The organism is Sphingomonas sp. NCPPB 2930 (assembly GCF_042867205.1).
Taxonomy (GTDB): domain Bacteria; phylum Pseudomonadota; class Alphaproteobacteria; order Sphingomonadales; family Sphingomonadaceae; genus Sphingomonas.
Genome location: NZ_JBHZQU010000011.1, coordinates 21,549 through 34,878, shown reverse-complemented (window position 1 = coordinate 34,878; position 13,330 = coordinate 21,549). Strand labels below are relative to the sequence as shown.

Annotated in this window: 8 protein-coding genes; 5 read left to right on the top strand and 3 right to left on the bottom strand. The window is 68.6% G+C overall.

Annotated elements, in window-relative coordinates:
* The first annotated feature begins 23 nt into the window (after window positions 1-23).
* Window positions 24-701, top strand: a complete 678-nt coding sequence (locus ACFX59_RS13100) for an ABC transporter ATP-binding protein (RefSeq protein WP_387432724.1) — start codon at window positions 24-26, stop codon at window positions 699-701.
* A gap of 15 nt (window positions 702-716) precedes the next feature.
* The gene (locus ACFX59_RS13095; protein WP_387432722.1) at window positions 717-3,143 is read left to right on the top strand and encodes an ABC transporter permease; all 2,427 of its coding nucleotides are present in this window, start codon (window positions 717-719) and stop codon (window positions 3,141-3,143) included.
* Here ACFX59_RS13095 and ACFX59_RS13090 read toward each other — a convergent pair.
* Window positions 3,140-4,627, bottom strand: coding sequence for a PAS domain-containing protein (locus ACFX59_RS13090; RefSeq protein WP_387432721.1), 1,488 nt, complete (start codon window positions 4,625-4,627; stop codon window positions 3,140-3,142). The genes ACFX59_RS13095 and ACFX59_RS13090 overlap by 4 nt on opposite strands.
* 135 nt (window positions 4,628-4,762) lie before the next feature.
* Between ACFX59_RS13090 and ACFX59_RS13085 the strand changes: the two genes are divergently transcribed.
* The 3 genes from ACFX59_RS13085 (at window position 4,763) to galA (ending at window position 9,814) form a co-directional block, all read left to right on the top strand.
* Entirely contained in the window at window positions 4,763-5,938 is a 1,176-nt protein-coding gene (locus ACFX59_RS13085) for a zinc-dependent alcohol dehydrogenase (RefSeq protein ID WP_307100948.1), read from the top strand.
* An 11-nt stretch (window positions 5,939-5,949) separates the two neighbouring features.
* A complete protein-coding gene (locus tag ACFX59_RS13080; RefSeq protein ID WP_387432719.1) occupies window positions 5,950-6,543 on the top strand; it encodes a hypothetical protein in 594 nt (197 codons plus the stop codon).
* Between the two features lie 295 nt (window positions 6,544-6,838).
* Window positions 6,839-9,814 (top strand): beta-galactosidase GalA, encoded by a 2,976-nt coding sequence (galA, locus tag ACFX59_RS13075; RefSeq protein ID WP_387432717.1) that lies wholly within the window; start codon window positions 6,839-6,841, stop codon window positions 9,812-9,814.
* Window positions 9,815-9,905: 91 nt separating this feature from the next.
* On the opposite strand, the gene ACFX59_RS13070 is transcribed toward galA, so the two are convergent.
* A complete protein-coding gene (locus tag ACFX59_RS13070) occupies window positions 9,906-11,027 on the bottom strand; it encodes an acyltransferase family protein (protein ID WP_387432716.1) in 1,122 nt (373 codons plus the stop codon).
* Window positions 11,024-13,306, bottom strand: coding sequence for an alpha-N-acetylglucosaminidase (locus ACFX59_RS13065; RefSeq protein WP_387432715.1), 2,283 nt, complete (start codon window positions 13,304-13,306; stop codon window positions 11,024-11,026). Before ACFX59_RS13065 ends, ACFX59_RS13070 begins: the two co-directional genes overlap by 4 nt.
* Window positions 13,307-13,330: the final 24 nt, after the last annotated feature.

The window sequence follows — 13,330 nt, the reverse complement described above, 5'->3', positions numbered from 1 at the left end:
ATCCGGTGACAGGGACACTATCCGTGATCCGTCTTCAGAACATCCAGCGCCGCTATATCTCCGACGAGGTGGAGACGACCGCGCTGCACGATATCGACCTGCATGTCGCGGCGGGCGAGTTCCTGGCCATCATGGGCCCCTCGGGCTGCGGCAAGTCGACCTTGCTCAACACGCTGGGCACGGTCGACCGGCCGACGGGCGGGCGATACCTGTTCGGCGACCGCGATCTGGCGGCGATGGACGAAAGGGAACTGGCGAAGTTCCGCGCCGAGACGCTGGGCTTCGTCTTCCAGAGCTTCAACCTGATCGACGAGCTGACCATTGAGGAGAATGTCGCGCTCGGCCTCGCGTACCGCAGCGATGCGGGGGATCGTCGCGGCCGGGTGGCGGCGGCGATGGACAAGGTCGGCATCGCCCACCGCGCGCGCCACTTCCCCCACCAGCTGTCGGGCGGCCAGCAGCAGCGCGCCGCCATCGCCCGCGCCATCGTCGGCGACCCCAAGCTGATCCTGGCGGACGAGCCGACCGGCAATCTCGACACCGCCAATGGCGAGCAGGTGATGAATATCCTCACCGGCCTCAATGATGCGGGCGCGACCATCGTCATGGTCACCCACTCGCCCAGCCATGCCGACCTCGCCAAGCGCCGCATCGACATGCTCGACGGCCGCATCGTCGCCAGCGCCATGCGCGCGATCTGAAAAGGAGCAGACCCGATGAACGGCCTTGCGCTTACCTCGCTCTACCGCTCGCTCACCCGCCACCCGCTCTATGCCGCGCTCAATATCGGTGGGCTGGCGGTCGGGATCGCAGTCTTCTTCGTCCTCGCCCTCTATGTGCGGTTCGAGACCAGCTTCGAACGGTGGCTGCCGCACCATGACCAGGTCTATCTCGTCCAGACCGAGTGGAAACGCGCGGACGGTCCGTTCACCGGCACCTATCCGTATACCATGGGCGGCCTGCTCGACGCGCTGCGCCAGGATCTGCCCGGCATCGTCGGCACGCGGTTCATGGGCGGCGCCGACATGGACGGCAAGGACGGCGGAAGCGTCGTGCGCAACGGTGTCGCGACCTTCGACGATATCGGCCAGGTGGATGCGAGCTTCCTGCAAGTGTTCGACCTGCCATGGGTGGCGGGTGACAAGGCGTCGGCGCTGGCCGATCCGACCAGCGTCATCCTCAATCGATCGGCGGCCAGGAAATATTTCGGCGATGCCGATCCGATCGGGCAGACGATGACGCTCTCCCTCGACAAAGTCGCCCCTTACCGCGTGACGGGCGTATTCGAGGATTTGCCGAGGACCAGCGACTTCAAATTCTCCATCCTCGCCCGCCTGCCCACCACCGATCTGGGCGACTGGTGGGATCATTGGGGCAGCACCTCGCTCAAGACCTATCTGCGTTTCCCCGACGAGGATGCGGCAAGGGCCTTCGAGCGGAAGATGCCGGGGTTCGTGGCGTGCCGCGGTGCCCGCGATCTGGGGAAGGATGCGGCGACGCGGATGGCGCTGCCGCTTCTCCCGCTGGTCAAGGCGCATCTGCAACCCGCCGGCCAGGCGAGCGCGACCCGGAAGATGACCATCGCCACGCTGGGGCTGGTCGGGGTGCTGACCCTCTTCATCGCGATCGTCAACTATGTGAATCTGGCGAGCGCACGGGCGGGCCTGCGTGCCCGCGAAGTGGCGATGCGCAAGGTGCTGGGCGCGAGCCGTGGCATGCTGGTCCGCCAGTTCATGGGCGAGGCGGTGCTCGCCGCCGCGCTGGCGGCGCTGTTGGGGCTGATGCTGGCGGAAATCGGCCTGCCGATGATCAATGCCGCCGGTGGACTGTCGCTGACCATGCCCTATGCCGTGATCGTCCCGGTGCTGCTGGTGCTGGCGATCGGCATCGGGGTTCTGGCCGGCTGCTACCCGGCGATGTTGCTATCGCGCTTTCCCGCGGCGGCGGTGCTGGCCTCGGCGCGTACGCCGGGCGGCGGGCGTGCGGGGGCGAGGGTGCGCGAGGCGCTGGTGATGGCGCAGTTCGCGGTGGTGATCGCCTTTCTGATCGGCACGGCGGTCCTCGTGGCGCAGACCCGCCATGTCCGTAACGCCGATCTGGGCTTTCGGCGCGAAGGGCTGCTCGTCGCGCCCTGGCTCGGCTATGTGGACCAGGCCAAGCAGCCGGCATTGATCGCGGCGTTCCGGACCGTGCCGGGGGTGTCGATGGTGACGACGTCGGACACCGGGGTCGGCAATGTCGGTAACAACAATGGCGACAATCTCCTGCTGCCCGGTCGCCCCGCTCCGGGACCGGCGGTCCGCCACATCCATGTCGGGTCCGACTTCTTCCGGCTGTTCGGCGTCCGGCCGATCGCCGGGCGATTGCTGGACGACGCGCACCGGATGGACGACCGGGAGAACAGCGAAAAAGGCGTGCCCGGCAACATCGTGATCTCGCGCACGGCCGCCGCGGCGCTGGGATTCCGCACGCCCGCCGAGGCGATCGGCAGGAGGGTGGTGGAGCCCCGGCCGATGACCATCGTCGGCGTCGTCGAGGATCTGCGCTTCTTCTCGCCGCGCCTGCCTGCAACGCCGGTCTATTACACCTATACCCAGGGTATCGTGCCCTATCCCGTCGCGACGATGCGTTTCACAGGCGACCCGCGCGCGGTGAAGGAGGCCGTTCGTGCGGCCTGGATCCGGATCGCCCCCGAAGCGCCCTTCCGCGCGGATACCGGCGACCGGCTGCTCCAGAATTTCTATGACGACGACGATCGCGCCACGCGTCTGTTCGGCATCGGCGCGGGCCTGGCCGTCCTGATCGGCTGCGTCGGCCTGTGGGGGCTCGCCTCGTTCAACACGCAGCGGCGGGTGAAGGAGATCGGCATCCGGAAGACGCTGGGCGCATCCTCGGTCGACATCATGCGGCTGCTGGTCGGTCAGTTCCTGCGGCCGGTGCTGCTGGCCAATCTGATCGCATGGCCGCTGGCGTTCGTGGCGATGCGGACATGGCTGGCGGGATTTGACGACCGGATCGCGTTGTCACCGCTTCATTTCCTCGGCGCGACCGCGCTGGCGCTCGGCATCGCGGTGCTGACCGTCGCGGGGCAGGCCGTTCGCGCCAGCCGAATGGAGCCGGCCTGGGCGCTTCGTCATGACTAGGCGTCCGACCCCGGCGGGGGCGGGACCGGCCTGCGGGTCGCATGGCCCTCGCCGGGCGGAGCGACCCCCGCCGCGAGCGCGATCTGGATGAGTTCGGCCAGATTGCCCGCGTCCAGCCGGTTCATGACCTGGGCGCGGTGCAGCTCGACGGTGCGCGGGCTGATGCCCAGCTTCTTGCCGAGCAGCTTGTTGGTATTGCCCCCGACCAGCCCCAGCAGCACCTCGCGCTCGCGCGGGGTCAGCCGGGCGATGCGCGCGCTGGCGGTCTCGTCGCGGGAGACGGGGCGGACCGCTGCCAGGCAGTCGGCGATCGCGTTCGACAGGCCGGGGTGCAGCGCCGCGTCGTCCTGCGCGACGATATAGTCGGCCGCCCCCGCCTTCATCGCGGCGACGGCGGACATCAGGTTCGTGCCCGCCCCGTCCAGCACGATGCTCGGCAAGGCGATCGAGCGGGCCTTGAGCTCGCGGGCGACCGACAACCCTTCGGGCTTGGCATGGCGAAGATCGACCAGCACGCAGCCGGGCGCCAGGACGGCGGCGATGTCGAGGAACGCCGCCGCGCTCTCGAACAGGCGCGCGCGATACCCCATCGCCCGCACCAGCGCCGCGAGGCGACGGGCCTCGGTCGTCCTGGGGCTGACGATATAGACCTGGCCGCTATCCTCCTGCGTCAGATCCTCCGCGATGCCGCCGATGCGGGTGATCGCGCCCTGCGCGTCGGGAATGGGAAAGCTGGTGTCGCGCAGGCGGCGGACGGCCCCGTCGCCGGGGCGGACGATGCGATACGCATATTGGGTGACGTCCCCGGCCATGACGCTGGCCAGGGCATGTTCTACCTGTACCCGGTCGTCGGGATGCACATCGTCCAGCCAGCACGCGATCGAAGGCGAGGCGCCGTCGCGTGGGATGCCCCAGATGCGATCGAAGGCGGCGCTTCGATAGAGTATGTCCCCGGTCCGCGGATCGGCGATCCAGAGGAGGTTGCTGCTATGCGCGGCAAAGCTGCTGAACTGCGCCTCGCTGGCGCGGATCGCGGCTTCGGCATGGCGCTGCTCGGTCATGTCGATCGCCGCGCCGATGAAGGCGATCGGATGGCCATGGGCGAATGTCGTCCGGCCCGACGTCGCGATGTGGCGGACGATGCCGTCGTCGCGGCCGATGACGCGATATTCGATCCGGTAGCGTCCATCGCCTGACGGATCGACACAGGCCGCGATCGCCGCGCGGACCCGTTCCCGGTCGTCGGGATGGATGCCCGCTTCGAACAGTTCCTCATTGATCGCGGTGCCGGGCGGGATGCCCCACATCGCGCAGAGCCGCGCATCCCATTCGAGCGCGCCGGTGCGCGGGTCCCAGGCATAGATGCCGATGCCGACCAGTTCGGTCGCGGCGCGCAGGCGTGCTTCGCCCCTGCGCCACGCCGCCTCGGGCCCCCGGCGGAACACCGCGTTCCGGATGGACGTGTCGTGTGAAACTTCGTCCATCGGGCCGGCTCTCCTCAGGCTTTGCCGGTCCTACCGGCAAGCGTCCGCGACCGGGTAAGGTTCCCTAGGGATCGCCCGGATGGGCCTGGCGCCTTGCCGTCCATAACTCTGCCCCACGCAATCGAGGAGAGCGGCATGAAGGCCCTGGTCTGGCACGGCAAGGAGGACATCCGGTACGACACGGTGTCCGACCCTGCGATCGAACATCCGCGCGACGCCATAATCAAGGTTACGAGTTGTGCGATCTGCGGGTCGGACCTGCATCTCTTTCACAATCTGGTGCCCGCGATGCTGCCCGGCGACATCATGGGGCACGAGACGATGGGCGAAGTCGTCGAGGTCGGCAGCGCCGCCGGGGGAACGTTGAAGAAGGGCGACCGCGTCGTCATCCCCTTCACCATCCAGTGCGGCGAGTGCGACCAGTGCCGTCGCGGCAACTTCTCGGTCTGCGAGCGGACCAACCGCAAGAAGGAACTGGGCGACAAGGCGTTCGGCCATGCGACGGCGGGTCTGTTCGGCTATACCCACCTGACCGGCGGCTATCCCGGCGGGCAGGCCGAATATCTGCGCGTGCCCTTTGCAGACACCACGCACATCAAGGTGCCGGACGGCATCGACGACGAGAAGCTGCTGTTCCTGTCCGATATCCTGCCGACCGGCTGGCAGGCGGCGGTCCAGGCGGACATCCAGCCCGGCGACACGGTCGCCATCTGGGGCTGTGGCCCGGTCGGCCAGATGGCGATCCGCGCGGCGATCCTGCTGGGTGCCGAACAGGTGGTCGCGATCGACCGGCTGCCCGAACGCCTGTCGATGGCGGCGGCGGCGGGCGCGATCACGATCGACTTCGAGCAGGAGAGCGTCGTCGAGCGGCTGAACGAACTCACCGACGGCAAGGGGCCCGAAAAGTGCATCGACGCGGTCGGCACCGAGAGCCATGTCCATTTCGCCCAGCCCGACACCGTGCTCGACCGCGCCAAGCAGATGCTGATGGCGGAGAATGACCGCCCGCATGTGCTGCGCGAGATGATCTATGTCTGCCGCCCCGGCGGCGTCATCTCGATCATCGGCGTCTATCTGGGGCTGGTCGACAAGATCCCGATGGGTCAGGCGATGAACAAGGGGCTGACCTTCCGCATGGCGCAGGCGCATGTCCCGCGCTGGACGGGCGACCTGCTCCGCCGGATCGAGGACGGGCAGATCGACCCGTCCTTCGTCATCACCCACAAGGTCGATCTGTCCAAGGGCCCCGAAATGTACGCCACCTTCCGCGACAAGGCGGACGGGTGCGTCAAGGTCATGCTCCAACCCTGAAGGAGGGCGTCATGCCACTCACCAACATCACCGGCATCGCCCGTTCGGAGGGCGACCCGCGCGTCGAGCATAAAGGGCCGAGTTCGCTGTCGGGTGCCGACCGTCTGGCGCGCGCGCTCGGCTGGTTCTCGGTCGGGCTGGGCATTGCCGAACTGGTCGTCCCCGGCCGCCTGGCCCGCACGCTGGGGCTTGAGGACAAGGAAGGGCTGATCCGTGCCTATGGTGCCCGCGAACTGGCGAGCGCCGTCCCGACGCTGTCGATCGACAAGCCGGTCGGGCTGGCCGCGCGGATCGCGGGCGACGCGCTCGATCTGGGCACACTGGCGACCGGGCTGCACCGCGAAAACCCCAAATGGCGCAACGCCGCGATCGCGACCGCGCTGGTCGCGGGGATCACGCTGCTCGACATCGCGGCGTTGAAGGGCGTGAAGGCCGCCCATCGGCGCGAACCCGGCGGCGGTCGGGACTATTCCGACCGGTCGGGACTGCCCAAGGGGAGGGAAGCCTCGCGCGGGCTGGCCCGCAAGGACTTCGACATTCCCCCCGACTATCGCGCCGAGGGCAGCGTGGCCGATGCGGTGCCGTTGCTGCCGTCCCAGGCCTGACCCCCGAAACCGAAGCGGCACCATGGCGGTGCTGAATTGGTCAGACAAATCGTCTTTACAGCTCGCCTCGCCGGGGTAGACTGATCCCTCGACCATGGGGTGCGGGGGATGAAGCGGGCTGGGATCGGCGTCATGGGTGCGGGCCTTGCCTCGACAGGGGGCATGGCCTCACCGACCCGCGCCTCGACCATGCGCGACGCCTTCGCCCTCTGGCTTTTCTGGATCATCAACGAAATGGCGGCGTGCCTGTGGGGCGCCGCCTTTTTTGATTCGCCCGTCCGACAGGACGCACGCCGTGCCGCCGGATGATGCCGCGCCCGGCATGGCCCGCGCCACCCTATCGCCCAAGACCTTCCCCGCCGGAGACCGCCCGATGACCGTGACCCGCCGCACTCTCCTGGCCAGCGGACTGACGACGGGGCTCACCGCCCCGGCGCTCGGTGCCCCCGGCCTTGCGGCGGGCCGTCCGCTCGAACTCGACAGCGGCGATGCGCCCGCGCCGTTCGACGCGATGCCCGAGCCGCCCTTCATCGCCGATCCGAGCCTCCTCCGCCTCGATGACGGCTGGCTGTTCCACAAGGGCGACATCGTCGTGCCGCCGATCCTGGGGCATGAGGAAAGCTATCAGAACGCCAAGGCCGGGATCGCGCAGGGCGCGGCGGCGGTCGGCTATGACGATAGCGACTGGCGCGCGGTCGAACTGCCGCATGACTGGGCGATGGAGGAGGTGGTCGACCCGAACGCCAATGTCGCGCAGGGCTATCGGCGGCGCGGCATCGGCTGGTATCGCCGCACGCTCAAACTGCCCGTCGAATGGCGCGGCCGCTATCTGGAGGTACAGCTCGGCGCGGCGGCGACCAACGCCAAGGTCTGGTTCAACGGCGTCCTGGTCGCGCACAGCTTCAGCGGCTACACCGCGATCCTGATCGACATCACCCCCTATGCCCGGTTCGGCGAGGAGCTGAACACGCTGGCCGTCCGCGTCGATGCCGAGACGATGGAGGGATGGTGGTATGAGGGCGCCGGGCTCTATCGCCACAACTGGCTGGCGGTGCGTGACGGGGTCAGCATCGTCACCGATGGGCTTCATGCCGATCCGCGCAAGGGGGATGGCGGCTGGACGGTGCCGGTCGCGCTGACCGTCTCCAATATCCAGAAGACGGCGGCAACCGTCCGGGCGGAGGCGGTGCTGATCGATCCGGCAGGCCGCACCATCGGCCGTGCCGAGACGGACATAAGCGTCGATCCCCTGAAGACTGCCGAAGCGAGCATGACGATCCCGGTCGCCGATCCACAGCGTTGGTCGGTGGACCATCCGACGCTCTATCGGGTGGAGACACGGCTGCTGCGCGACGGCAAGGCCATCGATGCCCGCGCCACCCGGATCGGCTTTCGCGAGATCCGCTTCGAGGCCGCCACCGGCTTTTATCTCAACGGCGTGGCGACCAAGATCAAGGGCGTGTGCGTCCACCAGGATCATGCCGGGGTCGGCATCGCCATGCCCGATGCGATGTGGGAATGGCGTATCCGGCGGCTGAAGGCGATGGGGTGCAACGCGCTGCGCTGTTCGCACCATGCGCCCGCACCCGAATTGCTCGATGCGTGCGACCGGCTGGGGATGCTGGTCATGGGCGAGAACCGCAACTTCAACCCCAGCCCGGACTATCTGCGCCAGTTGCAATGGCTGGTGCGCCGCGACCGCAACCGGCCGAGCGTCTTCCTGTGGTCCGTCTTCAACGAAGAGCCGATGCAGGGCACCGAACAGGGTTACGAGATGGTCCGCCGCATGGCCGAGGCGGTGAAGGAACTCGACAGCTCGCGCCCCGTCACGGCGGCGATGAACGACGGGATGTTCTCCCCGCTCAACGTCTCCGACGCGGTCGACGTCATGGGCTTCAACTACCAGCATCGGCGCTACGACAAATTCCACGCCGCGCATCCGACCAAGCCGATGACCAGCTCGGAGGATACCAGCGCCTTCATGACGCGGGGCGTGTGGAAGACCGACATGGCGCGGCATGAGGTCAGTTCCTATGACACCGACGCCGCCGAATGGGGCCTGACTCATCATGAAAGCTGGCGGATGATCGACACGCGGCCGTTCGTCGTGGGGACGTTCGTGTGGACCGGCTTCGACTATCATGGCGAGCCGACGCCGTTCGAATGGCCGACGACCAGCAGCGTGTTCGGCATCATGGACCTGTGCGGTTTCGCCAAGATGGCCTTTCACCTGCGCCGGGCGCAATGGGTGGACGATGCCCCGGCCCTCGCCATCGCGCCGCACTGGACCTGGCCGGGGCGCGAGGGGGAGGCGATCCGGGTGATCGCGCTGACCAATGCCGAGACGGTGGAACTGCGCCTGAACGGCCGGAGCCTGGGGACGAAGACGGTCGACCGGCTGGCGATGCCCGAATGGCAGGTGCCCTATCGGCCCGGACTGCTGGAGGCGATCGGCTATCGCGCCGGGCGGGCGGTGTCGCGGACCTTTGTCGAGACGGCGGGGGCGCCGGTCGCGCTGCGGCTGGTCGCCGATCGCGGCGGGATGCTGGGGACGGGTAGCGACGTTCAGCCCTTCACCGTGATGGCGGTCGATGCGCAGGGACGGATCGTGCCGGATGCGGCGGCGCAGGTCGCCTTGCGTGTGACGAAGGGCGCGGTGATCGGGGTCGGCAATGGCGACCCCAACGACCATGACTCCGAGGTTCTGCCCGCGCGCCGCTTGTTCCATGGCCTCGCACAGGCACTGGTCCGAGCCGAGGCGGGGGCGGGCACGCTGACCCTGGAGGCGAGCGCACCGGGCCTGAAGCCGGCGCGGGCATCGGTACGGGTGATCGCGGCCCAGCCTCTGCCCGCGCTGCCCGCGACGCGGCCGGTCGCGATGCTGACCGACTGGAAGCGGAGCGATTTCACTGCGACCCGGCCCGATCCGCTGCGCCGCTATGCGGGCAACGACATGAACAGCCTGGTCTATGCGCGTCCCGGACGGCTGGAGGGACCGGGCGAGGGGGTCTGGTCGACCTATCGCACGAGCATCAAGCCGCGCCGCCGGGTGGCGGAACAGGGCGGGGCGGTGGTCTTCGCCGAGGTGGTCGGGCGCGCGGAAGCGTGGGTCGACGGGGTGAAGCGGGCCGGGAAGACGGACTTTGCGGGCGCGCCGCTGGTGGTGCCGTTCCCGGCCGGGGCGGGGGAGCGGCAGGTGGTGCTGGTCGTCGAGGCGGAGCCGGGCAAGGCGTCCGGCCTGGGGCGGACGGTGTCGGTGCGGGAGCGGTGATTCCCTTGGCCTTCGACTTCGCTCAGGCTGAACGGGTGGGCGATATTGGTCCCGACCTCCGTTCGCGCTGAGCGAAGTCGAAGCGTATGGGTCAGACCTTCAGAATGATCCCCTTGCGATCCAGCACCCACCCGAACGCGCAGCAGACCAGCGTATAGGCCAGCGCGCAGAGCAGCGAGCCGACCGGCCCCGGCGCGATCGGCTGGAACCCGTTCAGCCCGATCCAGGTATAGAGCCCGACGCCGTCGACATGGACCAGCTCCAGCACGACGACCAGCAGTTCGGAAAACAGATAGATGGCCAGCGGATTGCGCCCCAGCATCTGGAGGAAGGACCGCCCGAGCGTCACCCCCCGAACCTCGACCAGCCAGAGAACCACGCCCAGCAGGATCAGGTCGAGCCCGACGGTCAGCGCGACGAACGATCCGGTCCATAGCTTCTTGCCGATCGGCAGGATGGGCGACAGCAATAGCGCGACGACGACCAGCCCCGCCCCGATCGCCGCCAGCCGTGCGACCGTGGCGGCATGCTTGCCCCAGCGCTGGATGGCCAGGCCGGTCAGATAGCCCGCGATCACATTGGCGGTCGCGGGCAGCGTGCCGAGCAGCCCCTCGGGATCGAAGCCATGGTCCTTCTCGTACAGATGCTCCGGCCCGATCAGCCACAGGTCGAACAACGTGCCCGCATTCTTGTACCGCCCGAACGCCTCGCCCGCCGGGCTCAGGCCCGTCAGAATCGCCCAGTGCGCGACGACCAGCCCGACCGCGACCACCACCAGATGGCTGGGCCGCAGATAGCGGGCGAGGAGCGCCCCCAGCAGATAGCAGAGCGCGATGCGTTGCAGCACGCCGGTCAGCCGCGTGTCGGCGAAGGGCTTGGCGACCCAGTCGCCGTCCGCCTGGTGCGTGACGAAGGGGAACCAGTACATCAGCACGCCGAGCAGGAAGATCAGCGCGGCCCGCTTGAATATGCGGCGCAGGAAGACGGGCTCGGGCATCGGCCGGGTCAGCGCGAAGCTCATCGCATTGCCGACCGCGAACAGGAAGCTGGGATAGATCAGGTCGGCCAGCGTGAAGCCGAACCACGGCGCATGCTGCAACTGGGTGAAGGCCCCGCCCGCGCCCGCCGTGTTGACCACGATCATCAGGAAGATGGTCGCGCCCCGGAACATGTCGAGCGAGGCGAAGCGCTCGGGCTTGGGCATCGTCGTCATCGGGCCGTCTCCGTCATCAGCGCGCGGGCCTCGGCCACCGGGTCGGCGGGGGCGCTGGCCTTATAGGGGCGGGGATCGGCGACCCAGGCCCTTTCCCAGTCGAGCAGCTTCGCGGTGAAGGCCGCATCGTCGACCGGCCGCTTGGCGAGCGCCGCGGCGCGTGCTTCGGTCAGGTAGGCGGTCCAGCGCGGCAGGTAATAATCGGCATACATGCCCGCCCAGGCCTTGGACGCATAGTCGCCCAGATGCCCGCGCCCTCCCCAGATCGTCACCTGCGCCTTGGCATTCTGCGCATAGGCGGTCTTCTCGGCGGGCGTGTCGCCATAGCCGCGCGCATCGGCGATCCAGCTGGCCAGGCTTTCCTGTTGCCCGCCGATCAGGTGATCGATGGCGAGCGCCAGCGCCTTCATCCGCGCCGTTTCCCGGTCTCCGGCGGCGACATCGCCCCGCTGATAGGCGGCGACGGCGGCCTTGACCGTGTCGTCCAGCGACAGGCTGGCGGCATGACGGGTCAGATCGACCAGATCGTAGCGATAGAGCGGGCTCGCGCCATAAGCGGGGGCGAGCTCGAGCATCGCCGCGATCCCGGCGCGCAGCTTCGCGCGGTCGCCGGGCTCGGCGGGATAGGTCGGCGCATCGGCCGCCGGGCGCTTGAAGAACAGATAGGCGCCCGCGCGCTCGTTCCACCAGCGCGGGGTCCAGTAGCGCACGTCATAGGCGCCCGCGATTACATCCTGCCACGCCGCGACCATCGCCGGGTCGCTCCGGCCGTAACGCGCGGCGGTATAGCGGCTCAGCCACGGCGCCATCGCCATGTCGCCGCCGGGCCAGGCCACGTCATAGGCATAGTCGTAGACCAGGCTGTTGCTGTGCAGCCCCTCCGGGAACAGGCCGAACCCGCGGACATTCCCGCGCGCGCCGTCGGCGAACAGCGCGGCCACGTCGCGGCGGTAGAAATCGGGCGCGCCATAGACCGGGTTGCTGCCGCCATAATTATGGACATAGCCATAGACCCAGCTCTTGCCGTCGAACCCGTTCGTCGTCTTCCAGATGCCGGGATAGCGGTCGTTGCCGATGTCGAGGATCAGCATCTTCCGGTCCGGCACGTCGCGGAGGAAGGCGGCGATGGCATCGGGCGTCCAGAATTTCTTGTCCGCGCCGAACAGCCAGCCCTGCATCACCCAGGTCGCATCGGGCCGCGCCGCCGCGATCGCGGCGTAGAGCCGCTGGCCATAGGCGGCCAGCCGCGCGTCGCGGACCTCGCGGGGCAGCGCCGCCGCCCGGGTCGCGGCATCGAGCGCGGGCGTGTTGGCGGTCGCATCGCCATAAGAGGCATGGGCGGTGTCGCTGCCGTCCTCGGCGATCGGCGGCACCATCTCGTTGAAGGCGTCGGCCAGGTAATATTGCCCCGGCCCATATTCGGCGGTGTAGAGGTCCAGGAACCGCTTGGCGAGCGGCGCGAACAGCGGGTCGGACGGGTCGAGCCAATAGGTGCCCTCGAACCCCTCCCAGGACCGCATCTTGTAGATGCGCGCCTTGGGATGCGCTTCGGCAAAGGCCTTGGGCACGTAACCGGCAAAGGCGGGCAGGATCGGCGTCATGCCCAGTTCGCGCATCCGCGCCAGGATGCGCTTTTGCAGATCGCGCTTCTTGTCGATCCACCCGGTCGGCAGCGGCGCGCGATAGCCCTCGATATTGCCCATGCGCTGCCAGGGCAGGAAGGCCGGGCCGGAGAAATGCTGCGCCAGTTGCGCCTCGCTCAGCCCCTGTTCGCGCCAGAGCTGGCGCCAGACATAATCCTGCCCCTCCATGGCGAGCGGCATGTCGACGCCCTGGACCGCCATCGCGTCGATCTCGCGCTCCCATCGCGGCCAGCCCCACCAGGGGGTGGTGTAGCCATAGGTGCAGGTGTTCAGATAGGCGCGAAAGCCAAAGGGCGAGGCGACCCAGCCGCTGTCACCGGGCGTCAGGCGGGTCATCGGCCCGACGCGATTGCCCTCCCAGCTGACTGACAGCCGTCCTTGCGCGGTCAGGGCCGCCGCCGCGCCGCGCACCGCCGCGACCGGCGAGGATGCCTCGACCCGCAGCCGGTCGTGATCGATCCGGACGCGGTAGCGGGAATCGGGCGAAGGCTGGATCGCCACGGAAAGCTGACGCTCGGGCACGCCGAGCCGCCGGAGCGCGTCGCGCGCGGCCTGCCCGCCATCGCCCTGCGCATGGGCCATCGAGGCGGTGAGCAACAGGGTGCCGATCAGGCCGAGCGTCTTGGGGAAAGTCATCACGAAGGTCTTGTTCCCGGCAAA